General features: G+C 60.5%; 22 protein-coding genes and 1 riboswitch. Of the genes, 3 read left to right on the forward strand and 19 right to left on the reverse strand.

The genetic code is table 11. From position 1 onward, the window contains the following. Positions 1-8 precede the first annotated feature (8 nt). On the reverse strand, positions 9-488 hold the full coding sequence (locus tag SSARUM_RS05425; protein ID WP_033647218.1) for a cold-shock protein: 480 nt from the start codon (positions 486-488) through the stop codon (positions 9-11). Between the two features lie 165 nt (positions 489-653). On the opposite strand from SSARUM_RS05425, the gene SSARUM_RS05430 reads away from it, so the two are divergent. After that, on the forward strand, positions 654-1,163 hold the full coding sequence (locus SSARUM_RS05430) for a VOC family protein (protein WP_033637415.1): 510 nt from the start codon (positions 654-656) through the stop codon (positions 1,161-1,163). A gap of 36 nt (positions 1,164-1,199) precedes the next feature. On the opposite strand, the gene SSARUM_RS05435 is transcribed toward SSARUM_RS05430, so the two are convergent. The 5 genes from SSARUM_RS05435 to SSARUM_RS05455 all read right to left on the reverse strand — a co-directional run bounded on the left by SSARUM_RS05435 (position 1,200) and on the right by SSARUM_RS05455 (position 6,404). After that, the gene (locus tag SSARUM_RS05435) at positions 1,200-2,027 is read right to left on the reverse strand and encodes an amino acid ABC transporter ATP-binding protein (protein WP_060429654.1); all 828 of its coding nucleotides are present in this window, start codon (positions 2,025-2,027) and stop codon (positions 1,200-1,202) included. Positions 2,028-2,036: 9 nt separating this feature from the next. Continuing rightward, on the reverse strand, positions 2,037-2,924 hold the full coding sequence (locus tag SSARUM_RS05440) for an amino acid ABC transporter permease (RefSeq protein WP_033647216.1): 888 nt from the start codon (positions 2,922-2,924) through the stop codon (positions 2,037-2,039). A 30-nt stretch (positions 2,925-2,954) separates the two neighbouring features. Further along, positions 2,955-3,482 (reverse strand): GNAT family N-acetyltransferase, encoded by a 528-nt coding sequence (locus SSARUM_RS05445; RefSeq protein WP_033653215.1) that lies wholly within the window; start codon positions 3,480-3,482, stop codon positions 2,955-2,957. Positions 3,483-3,726: 244 nt separating this feature from the next. Beyond that, positions 3,727-5,052: an LLM class flavin-dependent oxidoreductase gene (locus SSARUM_RS05450; protein ID WP_060426395.1), complete on the reverse strand. Its 1,326-nt coding sequence runs from the start codon at positions 5,050-5,052 to the stop codon at positions 3,727-3,729. 188 nt (positions 5,053-5,240) lie between these two features. After that, positions 5,241-6,404 (reverse strand): M20 peptidase aminoacylase family protein, encoded by a 1,164-nt coding sequence (locus SSARUM_RS05455; RefSeq protein WP_033637419.1) that lies wholly within the window; start codon positions 6,402-6,404, stop codon positions 5,241-5,243. A 346-nt stretch (positions 6,405-6,750) separates the two neighbouring features. Between SSARUM_RS05455 and cspE the strand changes: the two genes are divergently transcribed. Next, positions 6,751-6,960: a transcription antiterminator/RNA stability regulator CspE gene (cspE, locus tag SSARUM_RS05460; RefSeq protein WP_004940030.1), complete on the forward strand. Its 210-nt coding sequence runs from the start codon at positions 6,751-6,753 to the stop codon at positions 6,958-6,960. A 57-nt stretch (positions 6,961-7,017) separates the two neighbouring features. On the opposite strand, the gene SSARUM_RS05465 is transcribed toward cspE, so the two are convergent. The 4 genes from SSARUM_RS05465 to SSARUM_RS05480 all read right to left on the reverse strand — a co-directional run bounded on the left by SSARUM_RS05465 (position 7,018) and on the right by SSARUM_RS05480 (position 10,948). After that, positions 7,018-8,208: a multidrug effflux MFS transporter gene (locus SSARUM_RS05465; protein ID WP_048321340.1), complete on the reverse strand. Its 1,191-nt coding sequence runs from the start codon at positions 8,206-8,208 to the stop codon at positions 7,018-7,020. Positions 8,209-8,214: 6 nt separating this feature from the next. Further along, the gene (locus SSARUM_RS05470) at positions 8,215-8,811 is read right to left on the reverse strand and encodes a TetR/AcrR family transcriptional regulator (protein ID WP_033637421.1); all 597 of its coding nucleotides are present in this window, start codon (positions 8,809-8,811) and stop codon (positions 8,215-8,217) included. Between the two features lie 288 nt (positions 8,812-9,099). After that, positions 9,100-9,483 (reverse strand): fluoride efflux transporter CrcB, encoded by a 384-nt coding sequence (gene crcB / locus SSARUM_RS05475; RefSeq protein WP_004940022.1) that lies wholly within the window; start codon positions 9,481-9,483, stop codon positions 9,100-9,102. A gap of 79 nt (positions 9,484-9,562) precedes the next feature. Continuing rightward, positions 9,563-9,625: riboswitch (Fluoride riboswitch) on the reverse strand. A gap of 255 nt (positions 9,626-9,880) precedes the next feature. Beyond that, the gene (locus SSARUM_RS05480; protein WP_060420307.1) at positions 9,881-10,948 is read right to left on the reverse strand and encodes a diguanylate cyclase; all 1,068 of its coding nucleotides are present in this window, start codon (positions 10,946-10,948) and stop codon (positions 9,881-9,883) included. 218 nt (positions 10,949-11,166) lie between these two features. Between SSARUM_RS05480 and tatA the strand changes: the two genes are divergently transcribed. Beyond that, positions 11,167-11,382: a Sec-independent protein translocase subunit TatA gene (tatA, locus tag SSARUM_RS05485; RefSeq protein WP_004940019.1), complete on the forward strand. Its 216-nt coding sequence runs from the start codon at positions 11,167-11,169 to the stop codon at positions 11,380-11,382. A gap of 93 nt (positions 11,383-11,475) precedes the next feature. On the opposite strand, the gene lipA is transcribed toward tatA, so the two are convergent. The 9 genes from lipA to rsfS form a co-directional block, all read right to left on the reverse strand. Next, positions 11,476-12,441 carry a lipoyl synthase gene (gene lipA, locus SSARUM_RS05490; protein WP_025301835.1) on the reverse strand — a complete coding sequence of 322 codons (966 nt, stop codon included), beginning with the start codon at positions 12,439-12,441 and terminating at the stop codon, positions 11,476-11,478. Further along, entirely contained in the window at positions 12,434-13,102 is a 669-nt protein-coding gene (gene lipB, locus SSARUM_RS05495) for a lipoyl(octanoyl) transferase LipB (protein WP_033637424.1), read from the reverse strand. Before lipB ends, lipA begins: the two co-directional genes overlap by 8 nt. A gap of 134 nt (positions 13,103-13,236) precedes the next feature. Next, positions 13,237-13,503 (reverse strand): DUF493 family protein YbeD, encoded by a 267-nt coding sequence (ybeD, locus tag SSARUM_RS05500; RefSeq protein WP_033637425.1) that lies wholly within the window; start codon positions 13,501-13,503, stop codon positions 13,237-13,239. A gap of 104 nt (positions 13,504-13,607) precedes the next feature. Further along, complete coding sequence (gene dacA / locus SSARUM_RS05505; protein ID WP_033637426.1) at positions 13,608-14,819, reverse strand: D-alanyl-D-alanine carboxypeptidase DacA; 1,212 nt, start codon at positions 14,817-14,819, stop codon at positions 13,608-13,610. Between the two features lie 180 nt (positions 14,820-14,999). Then, positions 15,000-16,073: an endolytic peptidoglycan transglycosylase RlpA gene (rlpA, locus tag SSARUM_RS05510; protein WP_041033851.1), complete on the reverse strand. Its 1,074-nt coding sequence runs from the start codon at positions 16,071-16,073 to the stop codon at positions 15,000-15,002. A gap of 10 nt (positions 16,074-16,083) precedes the next feature. Beyond that, the gene (mrdB, locus tag SSARUM_RS05515) at positions 16,084-17,196 is read right to left on the reverse strand and encodes a peptidoglycan glycosyltransferase MrdB (RefSeq protein WP_004940006.1); all 1,113 of its coding nucleotides are present in this window, start codon (positions 17,194-17,196) and stop codon (positions 16,084-16,086) included. 8 nt (positions 17,197-17,204) lie between these two features. Further along, complete coding sequence (gene mrdA, locus SSARUM_RS05520; protein ID WP_033637428.1) at positions 17,205-19,100, reverse strand: peptidoglycan DD-transpeptidase MrdA; 1,896 nt, start codon at positions 19,098-19,100, stop codon at positions 17,205-17,207. 38 nt (positions 19,101-19,138) lie between these two features. Further along, complete coding sequence (gene rlmH / locus SSARUM_RS05525) at positions 19,139-19,609, reverse strand: 23S rRNA (pseudouridine(1915)-N(3))-methyltransferase RlmH (protein ID WP_004940002.1); 471 nt, start codon at positions 19,607-19,609, stop codon at positions 19,139-19,141. A gap of 3 nt (positions 19,610-19,612) precedes the next feature. After that, positions 19,613-19,930, reverse strand: a complete 318-nt coding sequence (gene rsfS / locus SSARUM_RS05530) for a ribosome silencing factor (protein ID WP_016928774.1) — start codon at positions 19,928-19,930, stop codon at positions 19,613-19,615. Positions 19,931-20,048: the final 118 nt, after the last annotated feature.

Genomic DNA, 20,048 nt, shown 5'->3' on the forward strand with positions numbered 1-20,048 from the left:
GCCGGCGCTTACAGGCTTTTCAGCGCCTTAATGGTCTCATCCATATCGATCTCGTGCTCGGAGAAGGTATGGGTGGTGTTCTGGAAGGTGGTAATGGTCAGCATGCGCAGCGTTTGCATGGTCTGCGCCTGATCTTCTGACTGCGGGCGAATGCGGTTCATCAGCAGGCCGACCGACAGCACGGTGTTCTCTTTATCCACGTCGGCTTTGGCCGGCACTTCCTTGGTGAAGGTATTGAAAGACTTGATGCTGGCGATCTTGATTCTTTCATTGGCGATGATGATGTATTTGCTGGGCGCCAACACTTTGACCGCATAAGCCGACGGGCCTTTGGTGTTGTTGGTCGGTTCGAAGGTCACCGCCGCGTTTTTCTTAATCAGCTCCGGGTTTTGCACTTTAATCACGTGAAAATAACGATTTTCTCCGTTCTCGTCGGTAATAAAGCCGAAGCCTTTGTCTTCAAAAAAAGTCGTTATCTTGCCGTTCATCGCTATTCTCACAAAAGGGTTCTATACAGCGCTTATGATAGCGCGGAATGCCTTGCAACGACAGATTGCGCGGGCGGCATTTCGTCATGCGATAACGGCATTTAGCGGCTTTCCCCCCACATGCTATGTTCATGCTGACTTCATTCAATGCGTAAAGGAATAGCGATGGGAATCAAACGTCTCAATCACGCCGTGCTGTATGTCAGCGACGTGCGGCAGAGCGCCGACTTTTATCATCAGGTGTTGGGGTTCAAGCTCAAGCCGTCCGACAGCCCCGATCGGGCGGTGTTTACCCAGGCCGCCGATTCGGACAACGATCACGATTTGGCGCTGTTCAGCAAGAACCTGGGCCAGCAGCGCGCCGGGGTGTTTCGTGCCAACAACGAGCCGCCGGCGGAGCATGAGCCAGCGGCCGGGCTGTACCATCTGGCCTGGGAAGTGGACAGCCTGGAGGAGCTGGAGCGCATTCGCCATCAGCTGGCCGAACGCGGCATTCTCGGGCTGGAAGAGGATCACGGCGTGCACAAAAGCATTTATGGCCACGATCCGGACGGGCTGCTGTTCGAGGTAACCTGGTTTATTCCGCCGGCGTTGCTGACCGAAGAGGACAAAAACCAGCAGGGTATCCGCCCGCTGGATTTCGCCGCCGAGAAGCGGCGCTTCGCCGGCCGGTAAGCAGCTCGGGTACGGGGCGCCGCGGCGCCCCGACGATCACAGCACTTTGTTGAGAAAGTTGACGGTGCGCGGATGCTGCGGCTGACTCAGCACTTGCCTGGCGTCGCCCTGCTCGACGATCTGCCCATCGACCATAAACACCACCCGATCCGCCGCTTCGCGCGCAAAGCCGATTTCATGCGTGACCACCACCAGCGTGACGCCCAGATCCGCCAACCCCTTTATCACATCCAGCACTTCGCCGACCAGCTCGGGATCGAGCGCGGAGGTCGGTTCATCGAACAGGATCACCTTCGGGTTCAGCGCCAGCGCGCGCGCGATGGCGATACGCTGCTGTTGGCCGCCGGAGAGGTGGCGCGGGTAGGCGTCCGCCTTGTGGCGCAACCCGACGGTATCCAGCAGCGCATAGGCTACCGCTTTCGCCCGTTCGCGGGTGTGAATTTTATGCACTACCGGCGCTTCGATGATGTTTTCCAGCACCGTCAGGTGCGGGAACAGGTTGAAATTCTGGAACACGTAGCCGACGTTGATGCGTTGCCGAAGGATGGCCTTTTCCTTCAGCTCATACAGCCGGTTGCCTTTGCGGCGGTAGCCGACGTAGTCGCCGTCGATGCGGATAAAGCCTTCGTCCACGCGCTCCAGGTGGTTGATCGCCCGCAGCAGCGTCGATTTGCCGGAGCCGGAAGGGCCGAGGATCACGGTTACGGTGCCCGGCTGCAGCGTCAGGCTGACGTCGTCCAGCGCCTTGTGCTTGCCGAAGAACTTGCTGACGTTGCTGATTTCGATCAGGCCGCGTGCCGGCACCGGGGTGAGATTGCGCGCCGGCTGTTCGGGCAAGGCGTAATAATCAATGGCTTCAGACATGCGGGTCTCCTAACGTTTTAGCCAGCCGGCCAGTTGCTGCCAGGGCGTCGGCGGCAGTTCGCGCACCGCGCCCCGGGCGAAATAGCGCTCGATGTAGTATTGGATCACCGACAGCGCGGTGGTGATGAACAGATACCAGACGGTGGCGACCATCAGCAGCGGTATTACCTGCTGGGTGCGGTTATAGATAACCTGAATGGTGTAAAACAGCTCCGGCAGCGCCAGCACGTAAACGATCGAGGTGCCTTTCGCCAGGCTGATGATCTCGTTGAAGCCGGTCGGAATAATGGAGCGCAGCGCCTGCGGCAGAATAATGCGGAAGGTGCGGCGATAGCCCGGCAACCCCAGCGCCGCCGCTGCTTCGTGCTGGCCGTAATCCACGCCCAGGATGCCGCCGCGGATGATCTCGGCGGTGTAGGCGGACTGCACCAGCGTCAGGCCCAGCACCGCCACGGCGAACTGGCCGAGAATGTCGATGGTCGGGTAGCTGGCGAACACCACGGAGGTGAAGGGAATGCCCAGCGAGATGGCGTCATACAGATAGGAAAAGTTGTACAGGATGATCAGCACCAGAATCAGCGGCAGCGAGCGAAACAGCCAGATATAACCCCAGGCCAGCGACGCCAGCAGGTAAGAGCGCGACAGCCGCGCCAGCGCCAGCAGGGTGCCGAACAGGATGCTGAACAGCGTGCCGAGCAGCGTCAGCAGCAGGGTTTGCCCCAGCCCTGCCAGCACCGCCGGCGCGAAGAACCACTCGGCGAACACGCCCCATTCCCAGCGCGCGTTGCCCGCCACCGATTGCACGATGGCGGCCAGAATAAACAGCGAAAACAGCGCGCCGATCAGCCGCAGCGGATAGCGGGCGGGCACCACTTTCAAGACTTCTTGTTTGGACATGTCATGTCTCCTGATACAGATTAAGGGGCCTTAGGCGATTTTCCTTTCCGACGCGCAACAACACGCGTCCTCTGCAATCAGGCTTTTGCGGAACGGCAGGCGGCCATCGTAGGGTGGGCGACTGTATATCTCGCTGTCGACGGTGGGATCGAACTGCGGCTGATACCCGTTGCTCAGATACAGGCCCACCGCTTCGGGCTGGCGAAAGCCGGTGGTTAGATAGAGCCGGCGATATCCCTGCGCCAGCGCCAGCGTTTCCAGCTGCTGCAGCACCCGCTGCGCCAGGCCCTGGCGGCGTAGGTCGCCCCGCGTCCAGATGCGCTTCAGCTCGGCGGTTAGCGCGTCATAGCGTTTGAAGGCGCCCATGGCGATCGGCGCACCGGCGCGCAGCAGCACGATGAAGGCTCCTTGCGGCGGCGCGTACAGATCCAGCGCTTCCGGTTCCTGGTCACCAAAATAGTCGCCGTAGCGCTGACGATATTCGCCGAACAGCCCTTCGATCACCGGGGCGATCAACGGGTCGGTCGGCAGCGTCTGAATGAAGGTGTCTTGCGTCATCGCGCGCTCCTAATCGCCCTGGCCGGGCGGGTTGATTTCCGACTGCGCAAGGCGTTCGGCGCTCTCGCCCCAGCGGTTGACCATGGCGTTCGCCTGCGGGGTCTTCGGCGCGTGAATAGGGGTTGATAGGCCTGCAAATCGATGCCGGTGCCCGCCTGCGCGGCGCCGGTCAGGCTCGGCAAGGCCGCCACGAGGGCGACGGTAACGGTTTTCTGCATAGCGGGTATCCCTGAAAGCGATCTTATTATTGGGTGAATCTGTTCAACGGGCGCTTCAGGCCTAGATGTTCACGCAGCGTGTCGCCGTGGTACGCCTGGCGGAACAGGCCACGTTGCTGCAGGATGGGCACCACCCGATCGACGAAGTGGCCGAAGGCGTTGGGCGTACCGCCGCTGATGATGAAACCGTCGGCGGCTTCGCCGTCGAACCAGCGTTGCAGGCCATCCGCCACCGCTTCCGGCGTGCCGCTGAACACCGGACGCGGCGAGGCGGCTTCCAGCGCCACCTGGCGCAGCGTGAGGTTGCGCTCGCGGGCGCTGCGCTTGATGGCGTCGGTGGTGCTGCGGAAGCTGTTTTGCCCCAGATCGCCGATGTCGGGGAAGGGGGCGTCCAGCGGATGGCGGGCGAAGTCGTAATGCTCGAAGTAGCGGCCGAGGTAGTTGAGGGCATTCTCGATGCTGACCAGGCGGGCGGTCTCCTGGTACTGGCGCTCGACGTCCGCGTCGTCGTCGCCGACGATCACGCTGACGCCCTGGAAGATGCGCAGATCGTTCGGTTCGCGCCTCTGTTCCACCAGCTGCCGCTTCACGTCCTGGTAGAAATCCTGCGCCTGCTCCAGCGTGTCGTGATGGGTGAAGATCGCATCGGCGTGTTGGGCCGCCAGCCGTTTGCCGTCTTCGGAGGCGCCGGCCTGGAACAGGATCGGGCGCCCCTGCGGCGTGCGGCCGATGTTCAGCGGCCCCTGTACCGAGAAGAATTCCCCCTGGTGATTGAGAGTGTGCAGTTTGCCGGCGCGGAAGAATTCGCCGCTGGCCTTATTACGCACGAAGGCGTCGTCTTCCCAGGAATCCCACAGCCCTTTGGCAACGTCGAGAAACTCGCCGGCGATGCGGTAACGCAGGCTGTGCTCCGGGTGTTCTTTGCGCGAGAAATTTTTGGCCGAGCCTTCCAGCGGCGAGGTCACCACGTTCCAGCCGGCGCGGCCGTTGCTCAGGTGATCGAGGCTGGCGAACTGGCGGGCGACGGTGAACGGATCGCTGTAGGAGGTGGAGAGGGTGCCCACCAGGCCGATTTTATCGGTGGCGGCGGACAACGCGGCCAGCAGGGTGAGCGGTTCGAAACGATTAAGAAAATGCGGAATGGACTTTTCGTTGATATATAGCCCATCGGCGACAAACACGAAATCGAATTTCCCCTGTTCGGCTTTTTTCGCCGTGGCGATATTAAATTCGAGGTTGATGCTGGCGTCGGCGGTGGCGTCCGGGTGGCGCCAGGCGGACATATTTCCCGATGCGCCATGTAGAATGGCGCCCAGCCGCAATTGCCGTTGATTAGTCGCGTTGTCGCTCATCGTGATTATCCTGTCATGCGCCGCAGAGGCGCGCGGTGTCTGATGTGCTCACTATTGATGAGCGGCGGCGGGATGTAAAACAACAAAACAGCATATTCAAATGTTGAAAATTGCAAATATCACGGCGAGCGAAAAAATAATCCCCGACGCGGCATCCGCGGCGTCGGGGAAATACGCTTTACCGTTATTCAGGCGTTGCTGAGGGCTTTTTCCGGCGCGGTGGTTAATTGTTGCAGCGTGCGTTCCGCCAGCAGCGTGAAATATTGCGCGGCGGGGAACAGAGCGCGTTCATCGGGATTGAAACGCGGATGATGCAGGCCGAATTCGCTGGCGGAGCCGATGCTGACGAATACGCCCGGCACATGGTGCAGATACAGCGCGAAATCTTCACCGCCCATCTGCAGTTCCGCCTCTTCGACCCGGTAGCCGGCCTCGGCGGCGACGGTTTTGCTGAACGCCGCCCAATGCGGATCATTGATTACCGCCGGCGGCCCCGGCTGCCAGCGGAGTTCGGCCTGCGCGCCCAGCGCGGCGGCAACGCCGTCGATCACCTGGCGAATTTTGTCCGGCACCTGGCGGCGCACCGCGTCGCTGTGGGTGCGCACCGTGCCTTCCAGCTCCACGGTTTGCGGCAGCACGTTCCAGGTATTGCCGCCTTCGATGCGCGTTACGCTCACCACCAGCGATTCCAGCGAGCTGAAGCTGCGGCTGGGCAGCGTCTGCAGTGCGCCGACGATCTGGCTGGCGGTGACAATGGTGTCGACGCCCTGTTCCGGTTTGGCGGCGTGCGCGCCTTTGCCGGTGATGAGGATCTGGAAGCGATCGACGTTGGCGTAGAACGGCCCGGCGCGGGTGGCGAAGGTGCCGGTGGGCAGCTCCGGCGCGTTATGCAGGCCAAATACCGCCGCAACGTTATCCAGCGCGCCAGCGTCGATCAGATGCCGGGCACCGTTGAAGGTCTCTTCCGCCGGTTGGAAGAAGATGCGCACCGTGCCGGGCAGGTCGGCCTCACGCGCTTTGAGCAGGTGTGCGGCGCCGAGCATCACCGAGGTGTGAAAGTCGTGGCCGCAGGCGTGCATCACGCCGCGGTTTTGCGAGCTGAAGGGCACGTCGGCGATTTCGTCGATCGGCAGGGCGTCAATGTCACCGCGCAGCGCGATGATCGGCCCCTTGCCGCTGCCAATCTCCGCCACGACGCCGGTTTTCAGCGCCAACGGCAGCAGGCGAATGCCCGCCTCTTGCAGCCAGCGGGTCAGCCGGGCGGTGGTGGCGAATTCGTGATTGGAAAGCTCCGGGTTTTGGTGCAGCTCACGCCGATAGGCGATGATTTTGTCTGCCAACTGGCTGGTCATAGGCTTGGCTCACAGTGGGAAATAAACCCTAACCCTAGTGCAGCGGCCGCCGAAGCAAAAAGACCATCTGGTTATATTTCATAGCGATTGCGTCTGCATGGGGGCGTCAACGCTGGGGTAAGCGGGCGGGTTTGGCCGTTCGCGCATTGTTCGCCGGCGCGTGGAGAGGATTGACCTGGAACGGGAGCTTATCGCAACCGGTGCAATCCATTTACACCGGGCTACACGGATTTTTTCACTCTTTATCGGATTTCTGTGATCGCGGTGGTGGACAAAATCCTGCCTGCTTGCTGTACTGTAATCGACACAGGTTTTGTGTCTTTCATTCACGTTAAAGGTAAGTTTGATGTCTAAGATTAAAGGTAGCGTTAAGTGGTTTAATGAATCCAAAGGCTTCGGTTTCATTACTCCGGAAGATGGTAGCAAGGACGTTTTCGTTCACTTCTCTGCCATCGTTAGCAACGGTTTCAAAACGCTTGCTGAAGGCCAGCGTGTAGAGTTTGAAATCACGAACGGTGCCAAAGGCCCATCTGCCGCTAACGTTACTGCTATCTAAGCTGCGTAGCTGAATTTCTTAAAACCCGCTCATTGAGCGGGTTTTTTATTGGGCGCGTTATGCCTCGCTGCGGCGGGCCAACAGGCTGAACAGCAGGATAGCGATGGCGTAACAGCCGACGATGGTCAGCGCCATCGACAGGCCCGAGGTGCCCCCCAGCCCGGTGAGCGGCACGGCGCAGGCGCCGAGGGCGAACATGCACACGCCGATCAAGGCCGAGGCGCTGCCCGCTTTGTCACCCTGGCTTTGCATGGCCAGCGAAGAGGCGGTCGGGCCGACGATGCCGATCACCGCCACCGAAAAGAACAGCGGCACCAGCAATACGACCAGCGGCGCATGCAGCGCGGCGGCCAACAGCAGCAACAGCGATGCGACGGCCGCCAGCGTTAGCCCGCTCTTCAATACCCGACGCTCCCCCCAACGCGAACTGAGGCGGCTGGCCAGCTGCGCCGCAATGATCAGCCCGACGCCGTTAATGGCGAAGCACAGGCTGAACATCTGCGGGCTGAGGCCGTAGATCTGCTGCAAGACGAAAGGCGAGGCGCCGATATAGGCGAACATGCCGGCCATCACGAAGCCTTGCGTCAGGCACAGGCCCATGAAATAGCGCTGGGTCAGCAACCCGCCCAGCGACATCAGCATCGCCAGGATACCGCCCTGGCTGCGGCGTTCTACCGGCAGGGATTCGCGCAGCTTCAGCGCCGACAGGCTGAACAGCAGCACGGCGATGGCCGCCAGCACGCCGAAGATGCCGCGCCAGTTCATCACCTGCAGCATCACGCCGCCCAGCACCGGCGCGACGATCGGCGCCAGGCCGTTGACCAGCATCAGCAGGGCGAAGAAGCGGGTCAGCTCATGGCCGGCGTACAGATCGCGGGCAATGGCGCGGGAAATCACCGCGCCACCGGCGCCGGCGATGCCCTGCAGCAGACGGGCGATCAGCAACTGGTCGATGGTGGGCGCGAGGGCGCACCACAGCGAAGCACCCAGCAGCAGGATCAGCGACAGCAACAGCGGGCGCATGCGGCCCAGTTTGTCGCTGTAAGGGCCGAAAATCAGCTGGCCGACGCCCAGGCCTAGCAACCCGGCGGTCAGGCTGAGCTGTGCGGCGGCGGTGGAGGTATTCAGTTCGCCCGCCATTTCCGGCAGGGCGGGCAGATAGAGATCGGTGCACAGCGGCCCCAGCGCGGCCAACAGGCCAAGCACGACGGCGTACACCAGACGTTGTCTGGCTAAGTGTTTGGTCATGGGAGATTAGCGTTTCCTGAACAGGTGAGAAATGGCCTGCTGATACAGCTCGCGCAGCAGGGACGCATCGGCTTTTTGCGTGGTAAGGATGCGGTAACCGGTGCCTTCGCTCATGACGGCGATAAACTCCACCCGGGCGGCGATCTCTTCCGCGCTGAAATCGGGATACAGCCGCTGCAGGTTGTGGCACACGTGGCGAAACAGCCGCGCTTCCGCATCGCTGAGCATTTTGGCTACCACCGGGTTGCGCGTGGCCTCGGCGGTCACTTCCAGCATCAGCATGTGATCGGTTTCGCTCTCGCCCGGCTGCTGAAACAGCGTGCGCGCCGCCAGCGTGCCGGCGATCAGGTTGATGTGATCGCCAAGGTTTTCCAGCCGTTGCATCTTGCTGGCGATGATGCGGTTGACGATCTCTTCGATAATCGCGTCTTTATTGGCGAAATAGCGATAGATTTGCCCGACGCTGAGCTGCGAGCCCTGGGCGATCTCCGCCATGCTGGCGGCGTGGAAGCCGTGGCGGCGGAAGCTGGTTTTCGCCGCTTCGACGATCTGATCGCGGCGGGCCTGCACCTTGGCCTGTTTACTGTCGTTGGGGGAGAGCATCTGCCCGATCCTTTGCTACGCGTGAGCCGGGTTCACATTTCTGGGTGTGAACGTTCATTCTCAATTGTAGTGTAACCGGCGGGAAAGACGCAACATGAACGCGTGCTGCGGGAAAAAGCGCTTAAGCGAACAGGTAGGATTTGATAAAGGCGGCGACGATCAGCACGCACAGCGCAACGGCAATCGCTTCGGCGGCGGTTTTCGGCAGGCTAAACATAGCGGTTTCTCATCCAGTCAGGAGTACTGGATGAGATTATGCGCATGCAAGATTAAGGAAACATTAAGGGCTTAGCGCCCGTTGACCCACATCACCAGCATGAAAGCCAGCAGCGTCATCGCCAGCGAGCCGGCCAGGTTGAGCAGCATGTTGGCCAGCGCCCAGCCGAAGCGGCCATCCTGCATCAGGTATACCACCTCCAGCGAAAAGGTGGAGAAGGTGGTCAGGCCGCCGCAGAACCCGGTGGTGATCAGCAATTTCCAGGTGGGATCCAGATGCGTCATGCGGGTGAAAATCGCCATCGCCAGGCCGATGATAAAACCGCCGATCAGATTGACCATCAGCGTACCGAGCGGAATGTGGGCGTTCAGCGGGTTCATTTTCATGCTTACCGCCCAGCGCAAAACGCTGCCGACGCCGCCGCCGATAAATACGGCCAGTAAAGAGCTCAACATGGGGCAACTCCCTTTCAATCAGAGAAATTCACGGGGTTCGGAAAGGGACAGGCGTAACGCTACGCGCCTCTCTCCGAGAGGTTACGTAGACATCATCAGCCTGTGAAGGCGGTTAGGGAGGAATGTCATCTCCAGCGTGCCGCACGGCCTTTTTCGCCGCACCGGATGGATGTTACACCTAACGCCGCCTATTTTGTAGTATCGACAATCTGCGAGGTCACCCCATGAAAATCAGAACGGCGCGCCTGAGCGATCGCCGAATTAATGACGGCGCTGGATTATCCCGGCACCGAGGCGCTGCTGGTGGCGGTGGAAAGCGAGCGGGCGCATGCGTTTTACCGGCGTGAAGGCTTTGTCGAAGCGCCGAAGTATTTTGCCAAGTTATTAAACCAGTCAGTTAGTCGCCCGTCGGCGCCGCCGTTTCCAGCCGGTTGCGGCCATTTTGCTTCGCCCGGTAAAGCGCGCCGTCGGCCGCTTTCAGCCAGTCCAGATAACCGCCCAGCGCGGGGTGGTAGTTGGCGATGCCGGCGCTGATCTGCAGCCGCAGCTGTGGTGCCTCTTTGAAGATGACGGCGTCCAGCCGCTGCTGGATGCGCCGCAGGACGGTTACCGCCTGTTCGGCGCTGGTGTTCGGCAGCACTGCGCCAAACTCGTCGCCGCCGTAGCGCCCGACGATATCCACGTTGCGCAAGCCGATCAGCAGCTCTTCCGCCAGCGCCGCCAGGGCCTCATCCCCTAAAGCGTGGCCGAAGGTGTCGTTGATGGTTTTGAAGCGATCGATATCCATCAGGATCAGCGTGGCGTTGTCCTGGTAGCGGCGGCAGCTGTCAAACTGGCGATGCAGCAGGTGCTCCCAGTGGCGGCGGTTGTACAAGCCGGTCAGCCCATCGCGAGTGCTGATGCGTTGCAGCTCCTGTTTCTTTTCCGCCAGCCGCTTGGCGGTGCGGTAGGTCACCAGCCCGAGCAGCGTCGGGTACAGGTAGATCATCGGCAGGCACAGATAGATTTGCAGCGGCGTGCTGTGCGGTTGAAACGGGAAGCCGAGCAGCGCGCCGGTCAGCGCCGCCGTGGCCAATTGAATCGCCAACCCTTTGACAAACAGCGCTTTGCCGGCGGAAGCGATGTTGTTCATGCTCATCATCGACAGGATGACGATCGCCGGCAGCGCATTGAACGCCATCATCGCGGCCCAGAAGCCACCGAAGGCGGAGTCGATCAGCAGGTTGCGGATCTCGGCTTTGAACGGATCTTTGGCGCGGCGGGCCAGGCGGTAGGCGAGATGCGGCCAGAGAAAGCCGTGAAAGGCCAGCAATAGCCAGACCGCCGTGGGCGGAGCCAAGGGGTAGAGCGCGGCGCAGACGCAGATAAAGCCGAGTCCCAGGCCGGCGACGCGGGGCAGATAGGTGCGTTTGGCGAAGCTGAGGCCGGATTTTCGGGCATCGAAAATGGGTGGAGCAATATACATCCGGCATCTCCCTGATAAGTATCACGGCAGCGTATCATGCGGGCGATAAACTAAGAATAGTCTGGAATCCGCGCCGTGCGGCCGCGTGGCATTCCTGCGACGGATCTCACTCTGTTACATGTTGCGGTTGTGCGAGCCGAAGGAAAGTCGCTAAATATTCGCAGGCAAGGTCAGTTTTTCTCGCTGTTCACGCAGCGCTCTATGATAAGAAGGTGAGTATGGAAGGTATCAGCATTACCAAACTTCTGGTGATTGCCGTGTTGGTGATTTTACTGTTCGGCACCAGCAAACTGCGCACGCTCGGCGCCGATCTTGGCGCGGCGCTGAAAGGCTTTAAAAAAGCCGTGGGCGACGACAGCACGCCGCCGGCCGCCGGCAACAACGCCGCCGAAAGCCAGTCCGCTCAGCAGAGCGTCGAAAAGAAAGACGTTTAACCCCGCCTGGTGGCGCGCAATAAAAAACGGATGCCTTGCGGACATCCGTTTTTTGGCGTTTCCGCCGTCTTTAGCGTAACAAACTATTACGCGTTATTTCACTTCCATCCCTTTGGCCTGCAGATCGGCGTGGTAAGACGAACGCACGAACGGGCCGCAGGCGGCGTGGGTGAAGCCCATCGCCATCGCTTCTTCTTTCATCTCGTCGAACTCGGCCGGGCTGACGTAGCGCTGCACCGGCAGGTGGTGACGGCTCGGCTGCAGGTATTGCCCCAGCGTTAGCATGGTCACGCCGTGGCGGCGCAGATCGCGCATCACTTCGACGATTTCCGCGTTGGTTTCGCCCAGGCCGACCATCAGGCCGGATTTGGTCGGGATATCCGGGTGCGCTTCTTTAAAGCGCTCCAGCAGCTTCAGCGACCACTCGTAGTTGGCGCCCGGGCGCACCTGGCGATATACGCGCGGCACGTTTTCCAGGTTGTGGTTGAATACGTCCGGCGGCGTGGCGGTGAGGATTTCCAGCGCGCGATCCATACGGCCGCGGAAGTCCGGCACCAGCGTTTCAATTTTGATGTTCGGGCTCTTGGCGCGGATGGCCGAGATGCAGTCGGCAAAGTGTTGAGCGCCGCCGTCGCGCAGATCGTCGCGGTCAACCGAGGTGATCACCACATAACGCAGCGCCATGTCGGCGATGGTTTGCGCCAGCTTTTCCGGCTCGTTGGCGTCCGGCGCGATCGGGCGGCCGTGGGCCACGTCGCAGAACGGGCAGCGGCGGGTACAGATGGCGCCGAGGATCATGAAGGTGGCAGTGCCGTGGTTGAAGCACTCGGACAGGTTAGGGCACGAAGCTTCCTCACAGACGGAGTGCAGGCCGTTTTTACGCATCGCGGCTTTGATGCCCTGAATGCGCGTTGAGTCGGCAGGCAGTTTGATCTTCATCCACTCGGGTTTACGCAACAGCTCCTGCCGTTCGGTGACCACCGTTTTGACCGGGATCAGCGCCATTTTGTCAGCATCGCGGTATTTGACGCCGCGTTCCATCTGAATTGGTTTACTCATAATCGTGCAGGTTCCAGTTACGAAGCTCGACCGTCTGGTAGCCGAGTAAATGAACAAATTCCTGTACCAGGATTGGGTGTATGTCTTCAATGCCAACGCCGGGCGCCAGCGCGCTGACCTGCGTCATCTGCATGCCGGCGTAACCGCAAGGGTTGATGCGTTGGAAGGGGCTGAGATCCATCGCCACATTCAGGGCCAGGCCGTGGAATGAGCTGCCTTTGCGGATCCGCAAACCCAACGAACAGATTTTCTGCTCCCCCACGTACACGCCCGGCGCATCCGGACGGGCGCGCGATTCGAGGCGGAAGTGGGCGAGGGTGTTGATAACCGTATCTTCTATCGCCGTGACCAATTGGCGTACGCCGACCTTGTTGCGTTTCAGATCGACCATCACGTACATCACCTGCTGGCCCGGCCCGTGGTAGGTCACCTGGCCGCCGCGATCGCTCTGAATCACCGGGATATCGCCGGGCATCAGCACATGCTCGGCTTTGCCGGCCTGGCCCTGGGTGAACACCGGGTGATGCTGCACCAGCCACAGCTCGTCCGGCGTGGTCTCGGTACGACTGTCGGTGAAGTTATGCATGGCTTGGGATACAGGCGCGTAGGGCTGCAACCCCAGCTGACGCAAAATGATCTTGTCTGGTTGCAAAAGAGTCATCGTCAGGTTACAGAAGTGGTAAAGCCATTATACCGGGCGCTCCGGTCTGCGGCCAGCCTTTCGCTGACCAAAAATGCGCAACCCGGGAAGACGCTGCGCCATCCCGGGTTGATAAGCAGGGGTTTATGCTGGAATTACAGCACCATGCGAACAATTTCAATGTTACCCAACTCTTCGTACAGGGTTTCGACCTGCTCGATGTGAGTGGCGTTGATGGTGATGGAGACCGAGTGGTAGTTGCCTTTGCTGCTCGGCTTGACCTGCGGGTTGTAGTCGCCCGGCGCATGGCGCTGCACCACTTCAACTACCTGGTCAACCAGCTCAGGCTGCGCCAGGCCCATCACCTTGTAGGTAAACGGGCAAGGGAATTCGAGCAGTTCGTTCAGTTTAGTTTTTTGCATGTGCGTGCGCTCCAGAGTGCTAGCTAATCTATAAAGTATAACTCCCGCCGGGGCGGGAGTTAGTGTTATTCACTATATGGGGGCAATTTCGCCCGTTTCAACCGTTAACCGAACCAGTGGTGGAACATCAGTTTGATGTAGTCCACGATGCGGCTGAAGAAACCGCCTTCTTTCACTTCGTTCATCACCACCAGCGGACGCTGGTCGATGGTTTTGCCGTCCAGCTGGAAGTTGATGCTGCCGACCACCTGGTTTTTCGCCAGCGGCGCGTGAATTTCCGGCGTGTTCAGCACATAGCTGGCCTTCAGATCTTTCATGCGGCCGCGCGGGATGGTCAGGTAGACGTCTTTGTCCACGCCCAGTTCAACGCGGTCGGCATCGCCGAACCAGACCGGCTCGGAAGCGAACTCTTTACCGACCTTCAGCGGCGCCACGGTTTCGAAGAAGCGGAAGCCCCAGGTCAGCAGTTTCTTGCTCTCGGCTTCGCGGCCTTTGTAGGTGCGGCCGCCCATCACGGCGGAGATCAGGCGCATCTGGCCTTCGGTCGCCGAAGCCACCAGGTTGTAACCCGCCGCGTCGGTGTGGCCGGTTTTGATGCCGTCGACGTTCAGGCTGTTATCCCACAGCAGACCGTTGCGGTTCATCTGGCGGATATTGTTGAAGGTGAACTCTTTTTCTTTGTAAATCGCGTACTCGTCCGGCACGTCGCGGATCAGCGCCTGGCCGATCAGCGCCATGTCGCGCGCCGAGCTGTACTGGCCCTGAGCATCCAGGCCGTGTACCGTCTGGAAGTGGGTGTTCTGCAGGCCCAGCTTGCTGACGTAGGTGTTCATCAGGTTAACGAACGCGTCCTGGCTGCCGGCGACGTAGTCGGCCATCGCCACGCAGGCGTCGTTACCGGACTGCAGGTTGATGCCGCGGGTCAGTTTGGAGACCGGCACGCGATCGCCCGGCTTCAGGAACATCAGCGAGGAGCCTTTGAACACCGGGTTGCCGGTCGCCCAGGCGTCCTGACCGACGGTCACCAGATCGTCTTGGCCGATTTTACCCGCTTTCAGCGCCTGGCCGATGACGTAGCTGGTCATCATTTTGGTCAGGCTGGCCGGATCGCGACGCGCGTCGGCGTTCATCTCGGCCAGCACCTTGCCGGAGTTGTAATCAATCAGGATGTACGCTTCCGCATCGATCTGCGGGACACCTGGGATCATGGTTTTGATGTTAACGTCATCGGCATGTGCAACGGAGGCTGCGCTCATTGCGATAACGGTGCCGAGTGCGATGCTTTTGATTAAGCGAAAAGAAGTTACTTGTTTCATGATCGGGACTACAACATCCGTGAAAGTAAAGTTAAAAAACGAGCCACACTATAGCAGATGCGATCCCGGCAGGCATTATCCATTCATCTGACTAATCGCGGTTAAAGACCTTTTAGCTGCAAGAAAATGTTTCAGCTAAATAACCGCTTATCAGCCGCGAATGCCCGCCGGGCATAACGCTTAGGGTGCAGCAGTAACGAAAGACTGTTGTTGCGCTTCGCTGGCCAGGCGTTGCTGCAGCTGGGCCGCCTGCTGACGGCTGCTGAATGGGCCGAGCTGGACGCGATAAACGTTGCCGTTGGCTGCCACTTTGCCCGGCACGCCAAACTGTTGGCTCAGGCTTTGCTGCCAGCTCTGGGCGCGCTCGGCGCTGCTCAGCGCACCGACCTGCACCACGTAACCGCCGGAGGAAGAAGCGGCCGCCATGCCGGCCGCCGCAGCGCCGGCCGCAACCGGAGCGGCCACGGCGGCGGCTTCCGGTTCGGAACCTTCCAGCACGCCGGCCGGTACTGCGCTTGGCGCGCCGAGGAAACCGCTGCGGCCGTTGCCGGCGTTTGCCGGAGCGCCATCGTCGGTGCGCAGGGTGCTGTTATCGATCGGGCGCACCGCCGCGCCGCCGGCGACCGGCACGTCCTGTTGGATCGGGGTGCCCATGCCGCTGGCGCCGAGATCCGGGCGTGCCGGCAGGGCGTAACTCTGTTTCGCCACGATGGTGCCGATGGTGCCCGGGCCGCTCAGCGTGCCGTCCGGCGCCACGTTGATGAAATCGACTTTGACCTTGGTGTTGTTGGACAGGTTGAGGCGGTCGGCGGCGGCTTTCGACAGATCGATGATGCGGCCCTTGGTGTATGGCCCGCGATCGTTGACGCGCACCACCAGCTGACGGCCGTTGGCCAGGTTGGTGACGCGCACATAGCTTGGGATTGGCAGCGTTGGGTGCGCCGCGGTCAGGCCGTTGGGATCGAACTGCTCACCCAGCGCCGTGGTGTTGCCGTTGGCCTCTTCGCCATACCAGGACGCCAGGCCGGTCTGCGAGAAGTTCTGCGGATCTTTTACGATGCGGTAAGTATCGCCATTAACCTTATAATCCTGCATGTTGTTAGGGTTATAGGGTTCATATTGAGGCTCGACGCCACCGATTTCCACCACCGGGCCGTTGTACGGCTGCTGTGGCGCCTGCTGTTCCGTGGTCGGGGCGGTACAGGCGGAGAGCAACACCGCCGCAACGCCGATCCAAAGCCATTCCTTACGCATTACTCACCTCTTATAAACTTTTAGACAGCATTTTCCGATGCGTGTGGATCGACATGATGATGCCGAAACCGGCCATCAACACTATCAGCGCCGAACCCCCGTAACTGACCAGAGGCAAAGGTACGCCAACTACCGGCAAAATGCCACTGACCATACCGATGTTAACAAAGACATAAACGAACAAAATCAGCATCAAGCCGCCAACCATCACGCGGCCGAAGGTGGTTTGCGCCTTGGCGGCGATCATCAGCCCGCGAATGATCACCAGCAGGTAGAGCGCCAGCAGCACCAATACCCCGATCAGCCCAAGCTCTTCGGCCAACACGGCGAAGATAAAGTCGGTATGGCGCTCCGGCAGGAACTCCAGCTGCGACTGGGTGCCGTGCAGCCAGCCCTTGCCGGACAGGCCGCCGGAGCCGATGGCGATCTTCGACTGAATGATGTGATAGCCGGCGCCGAGCGGGTCGCTTTCCGGATCGAGCAGCATCATGACGCGGTCGCGTTGATAACCGTGCATCAGGAAGAACCACAGCACCGGGATAAAGGCCGCCAGCGCGACGGCGGCGACGGCGATCAGTTTCCAGCTCATGCCCGACAGGAACAGCACGAACAACCCGGAGGCGGCGATCAGGATCGAGGTGCCCAGATCCGGCTGTGCGGCCACCAGCAGCGTCGGCAGGAAGATCAGCACCAGCGCGATGGCGGTGTTTTTCAGCGAAGGCGGGCAGACGTCGCGGTTCATAAAGCGCGCCACCATCAGCGGCACGGCGATCTTGGCGATTTCCGACGGCTGGAAGCGCACCACGCCCAGATCCAGCCAGCGCTGCGCGCCTTTACTGATCTGCCCGAAGGCGTCTACCAGGATCAGCAAAATCACGCAGAAAATATACAGATAGGGCGCCCAGCTTTCGTACACGCGCGGCGGGATTTGCGCCATGACGGCCATCACGATCAGCCCCATGACGATCTGCCCGATCTTGCGCTCCATCATGCCGATGTCCTGGCCGCTGGCGCTCCACATCACGAAGGCGCTGTAGACCAGCAGGGCCAGGATCAGCAGCAGGAACGTCGGGTCGATGTGGATTTTGGTCCAGATCGAGCCTTTTTGTTGGCTTTCAGTCATGTTCTACCTTAGTCACCTTCTACGCCAGGCGGCAGCGGGGCCTCGCTTGGCAATTGCGTATTGTTGTCGCCCAGCATGATATGGTCGAGGATCTGGCGGGTGATGGTGCCCACCGCCGGACCGGAGCCGCCGTTTTCCAGAATGATGGCGACCGACACCGTCGGGTTGTTGAACGGCGCGAAGGCGGTCATCAGCTTGTGATCGCGCAGGTGCTCCGCCAGTTTGTGGGCGTTGTAGGTTTCGTAGCCGAATACCTGTGCGGTACCCGATTTCGCCGCGGCTTTATAAGGTGCGTCCGCAAAGTACTTGCGCGCCGTCCCGTTCGGACGGTTGGCCACCCCGTACATGCCGTCTTTGGCGATTTCCCAGAAGCCGGAGTGAATATCGCCGATCTGCGTGCTCTCTTCCTGTTTGAACGGCACCAGCGCGCCGTTGACGCGGGTGCTCTGCAGCAGGTGCGGCGTTTTGACGGTGCCGTCGTTGATCAGGGTGTTCAGCGCTTTGGCCATCTGGATCGGCGTGGCGGTCCAGTAGCCCTGGCCGATGCCCACCGGAATGGTGTCGCCCTGATACCACGGTTTTTTATAGCGTTTCAGCTTCCATTCGCGCGTCGGCATCAGGCCGGAACGCTCTTCGGCCAGATCGATGCCGGTGTACTGGCCGTAACCGAATTTGGTCAGCCAGCTCGACAGCCGATCGATCCCCATGTCATAGGCGACCTGATAGAAGTAGGTATCCGCGGACTCTTCCAGCGCCTTGGTGACGTTCAGGCGGCCGTGGCCCCATTTTTTCCAGTCGCGGAAGCGTTTTTCCGAGCCGGGCAGTTGCCACCAGCCGGGATCGAACACCACGGTGTTCTTGGTGATCACGCCGGCGCTGAGTGCCGACACTGCGATATAAGGTTTCACCGTCGACGCGGGCGGGTAAACCCCTTGCGTGGCGCGGTTGATCAGCGGGCGATTCGGATCGTTCAGCAACCCCTGATAATCCTTGCTGGAAATGCCGTCCACGAACAGGTTCGGATCGTAGCTCGGGTTGGACACCATCGCCAGGATGGCGCCGGTGCGCGGATCGCTCACCACCACCGCGGCGCGGCTGCCCACCAGCAACTGCTCGATGTAGCGCTGCAGCTCAAGATCGAGCGTCAGGTAGACGTCCTGACCGGCGGAAGGCGGCTGCTCGTGCAATTGGCGGATCACCCGGCCGCGGTTGTTGACCTCGACCTCTTCGTAGCCGGTTTTGCCGTGCAGCGTGTCTTCGTAATAGCGTTCGATGCCCAGTTTGCCGATATCGTGGGTGGCGGCGTAGTTGGCCAGTTTGCCGTCTTTGTCCAGGCGTTCGACGTCGCGGTCGTTGATCTTCGACACGTAGCCGGTGACGTGGGTGAGGGCGGAGCCGTAAGGATAGTAGCGGCGCTGGTAACCTTTCACTTCCACGCCGGGGAAGCGGAACTGATTGACCGCAAAGCGGGCGACCTGCACCTCGGTCAGCGCGGTTTTCACCGGAATGGAGACGAAGCGGCGCGAACGCTTGCGCTCTTTTTCGAAATTGGTGATGTCGTCGTCGGTCAGATCGACCACCGTGCGCAGCGCCTGCAGCGTGGCCTTGAGATCGTCGACCTTCTCCGGCATCAGCTCCAGCTGATAAATGGTGCGGTTGAGCGCCAGCGGGGTGCCGTTGCGATCGTAGATAATGCCGCGGCTGGGCGCGATGGGCACCAGCTTGATGCGGTTTTCGTTGGAGCGGGTGCGGTAATCCTCGACGCGGAGCACTTGCAGATTATACAGGTTGGCGATCAGGATGCCGGACAGCACCAGGATGCCCAGAAACGCCACCAGGGCGCGGCGTACAAACAGGGCGGATTCAGCCGTATAGTCGCGAAAAGGGTTACGTTCTATTTTCATCCCGCTGCTTTATTTCACTCTGTCACGGTCACCACCGGCTATTCCCGGTGGTAAGGATGATTTGTAGTAATACTCCAGGCGCGGTAGAGGCTTTCGGCCACCAGGACGCGCACCAAAGGATGCGGCAGCGTCAGCGGAGACAGTGACCAGCTCTGCTCGGCAGCGGCTTTGCAGGCGGGCGCCAGCCCTTCCGGGCCGCCGATCAGCAAGCTGACGTTGCGGCCATCCTGCTTCCAGCGTTCAAGCTGCTGCGCCAGCTGTGGCGTTTCCCACGGCGTGCCTGGGATATCCAGCGTAACGATGCGGTTGCCTTTGCCTACCGCCGCCAGCATCTGTTCGCCTTCCTTGTCCAGAATGCGCTTGATGTCGGCGTTTTTGCCGCGTTTGCCCGCCGGGATCTCGGTCAGCTCAAACGGCATATCTTTGGGAAAGCGGTGCAGGTAATCCATAAAGCCGGTTTGTACCCAGTCTGGCATTTTGGTGCCGACCGCCACCAATTGCAGTTTCACCGCTTAGCTCCAGAGTTTTTCCAGCTCGTACAGGCGACGGCTCTCTTCCTGCATCACGTGTACGATCACTTCGCCCAGATCGACCACGATCCAGTCGGAGGCTTCCTGGCCTTTCATGCCGTACAGTTCCATGCCCGCGGCACGGGATTCCTGCACCACGTGGCTGGCGATCGACATCACGTGGCGAGTCGAGGTGCCGGTGCAGATGATCATGCAGTCGGTGATGCTGGATTTGCCCTGGACGTCCAGAGCGATAATGTCTTGGCCTTTCAGATCATCGATTTTATCGATGACGAAATCTTGGAGCGCTTTACCTTGCAAAGGTTCCCCCTCGGGTGTGTTCTGTTCAGTCGGCTGCGGCGGGCAAAATGCGCGCGCCGCGGCGTAACCGGATAATGGTTTCGGCAGGCTGCCGCTGAAAGCCAGCTAACTGGTGACT

Origin of the sequence: Serratia sarumanii (genome assembly GCF_029962605.1) — a bacterium.
GTDB classification, from domain to species: domain Bacteria; phylum Pseudomonadota; class Gammaproteobacteria; order Enterobacterales; family Enterobacteriaceae; genus Serratia; species Serratia sarumanii.

What these genes read in the sequence shown, in the direction of transcription:
- SSARUM_RS05470 (WP_033637421.1), bottom strand. Translation starts at nt 8,811, where the DNA reads ATGCTCTCCCCCAACGACAGTAAACAGGCCAAGGTGCAGGCCCGCCGC.
- SSARUM_RS05465 (WP_048321340.1), bottom strand. Translation starts at nt 8,208, where the DNA reads ATGACCAAACACTTAGCCAGACAACGTCTGGTGTACGCCGTCGTGCTT.
- SSARUM_RS05425 (WP_033647218.1), bottom strand. Translation starts at nt 488, where the DNA reads ATGAACGGCAAGATAACGACTTTTTTTGAAGACAAAGGCTTCGGCTTT.
- SSARUM_RS05445 (WP_033653215.1), bottom strand. Translation starts at nt 3,482, where the DNA reads ATGACGCAAGACACCTTCATTCAGACGCTGCCGACCGACCCGTTGATC.
- SSARUM_RS05480 (WP_060420307.1), bottom strand. Translation starts at nt 10,948, where the DNA reads ATGTATATTGCTCCACCCATTTTCGATGCCCGAAAATCCGGCCTCAGC.
- rlpA (WP_041033851.1), bottom strand. Translation starts at nt 16,073, where the DNA reads ATGCGTAAGGAATGGCTTTGGATCGGCGTTGCGGCGGTGTTGCTCTCC.
- crcB (WP_004940022.1), bottom strand. Translation starts at nt 9,483, where the DNA reads ATGTTGAGCTCTTTACTGGCCGTATTTATCGGCGGCGGCGTCGGCAGC.
- tatA (WP_004940019.1), top strand. Translation starts at nt 11,167, where the DNA reads ATGGAAGGTATCAGCATTACCAAACTTCTGGTGATTGCCGTGTTGGTG.
- ybeD (WP_033637425.1), bottom strand. Translation starts at nt 13,503, where the DNA reads ATGCAAAAAACTAAACTGAACGAACTGCTCGAATTCCCTTGCCCGTTT.
- lipB (WP_033637424.1), bottom strand. Translation starts at nt 13,102, where the DNA reads ATGACTCTTTTGCAACCAGACAAGATCATTTTGCGTCAGCTGGGGTTG.
- dacA (WP_033637426.1), bottom strand. Translation starts at nt 14,819, where the DNA reads ATGAAACAAGTAACTTCTTTTCGCTTAATCAAAAGCATCGCACTCGGC.
- lipA (WP_025301835.1), bottom strand. Translation starts at nt 12,441, where the DNA reads ATGAGTAAACCAATTCAGATGGAACGCGGCGTCAAATACCGCGATGCT.
- mrdA (WP_033637428.1), bottom strand. Translation starts at nt 19,100, where the DNA reads ATGAAAATAGAACGTAACCCTTTTCGCGACTATACGGCTGAATCCGCC.
- SSARUM_RS05430 (WP_033637415.1), top strand. Translation starts at nt 654, where the DNA reads ATGGGAATCAAACGTCTCAATCACGCCGTGCTGTATGTCAGCGACGTG.
- mrdB (WP_004940006.1), bottom strand. Translation starts at nt 17,196, where the DNA reads ATGACTGAAAGCCAACAAAAAGGCTCGATCTGGACCAAAATCCACATC.
- cspE (WP_004940030.1), top strand. Translation starts at nt 6,751, where the DNA reads ATGTCTAAGATTAAAGGTAGCGTTAAGTGGTTTAATGAATCCAAAGGC.
- SSARUM_RS05435 (WP_060429654.1), bottom strand. Translation starts at nt 2,027, where the DNA reads ATGTCTGAAGCCATTGATTATTACGCCTTGCCCGAACAGCCGGCGCGC.
- SSARUM_RS05455 (WP_033637419.1), bottom strand. Translation starts at nt 6,404, where the DNA reads ATGACCAGCCAGTTGGCAGACAAAATCATCGCCTATCGGCGTGAGCTG.
- SSARUM_RS05450 (WP_060426395.1), bottom strand. Translation starts at nt 5,052, where the DNA reads ATGAGCGACAACGCGACTAATCAACGGCAATTGCGGCTGGGCGCCATT.
- SSARUM_RS05440 (WP_033647216.1), bottom strand. Translation starts at nt 2,924, where the DNA reads ATGTCCAAACAAGAAGTCTTGAAAGTGGTGCCCGCCCGCTATCCGCTG.